The organism is Mesotoga sp. UBA5825 (assembly GCF_002432955.1).
GTDB lineage: Bacteria > Thermotogota > Thermotogae > Petrotogales > Kosmotogaceae > Mesotoga.
On sequence record NZ_DJHG01000012.1, the window covers coordinates 17368 to 18159 of the forward strand.

The window sequence follows — 792 nt, forward strand, 5'->3', positions numbered from 1 at the left end:
TATGCTCGATCCTTTCAAGCATGACTTTTACGTAAGGCTGGGATTCGGGCTTGGCTTCGAGAGCCTTGAGTTGACTTTCGATTATTCTCTTCTTTCAGATGAACTAAAAGACGACAGTCTCAAGCTAGTTTCCGGCAAGCTTCTAAACAATGAAGAGATGAAAACGTTAATTGAAGAGGCCCGGAAAGTCATGTGGGAAACCTCTCGTTACACCGAGGCGCTGGAAATTGCCGCTTGCAGCCAGGAGATATTCCACAAGAAAGATCTCTTCGGAGCCGTTGCCACAGATGGTAAGGGCACACCCCATGGAATGATGATTTATTCCAAGAAAGAAAGGAAGATGGTGATCGAGAAATTCAACTTCGCCGATCTTGCCGGCCTTTATTCACTGAAGAGATTCTTGCTGAATCATAGGGACCAGATTGCAACTTTCGAAATGAGGACCATGCCGCCAGATTTTCCAATAGAACTCTTCTTCCATTCGAGATGGCAGGCTGGAAAAGAGCTCAAGATGATAGATGCCTCATCGCGGATGGTTAGAATTCTCGACCCGCTTCAGGTTATCTCAAGACTCATGGATACTTCTGTCTCCGGAAGCGTTGTTCTGAAGATACATGACGGGCTGCTTCCCGAGAACAATGTGAAGATCGAAATCGGAGACGGTGTAGCGAAGATAACGGAAGCCGCAGAGGATTTCGAGATAGAGATTTCGGATCTTGTCCCTCTCCTGACGGGAAGGCTTTCGCCGATAAGTCTGTGGCGACATGGGAGGCTTCGGAAAGGCTCCTGGAA

The 792-nt window shown here is 47.6% G+C and carries 1 protein-coding gene; it reads left to right on the plus strand.

Features of this window, described 5'->3' with window-relative positions; genetic code table 11:
- Positions 1-792, plus strand: a 792-nt coding sequence (locus tag B3N33_RS00915; RefSeq protein WP_292591850.1) for a sterol carrier protein domain-containing protein, incomplete at both ends; no start/stop codon positions are given.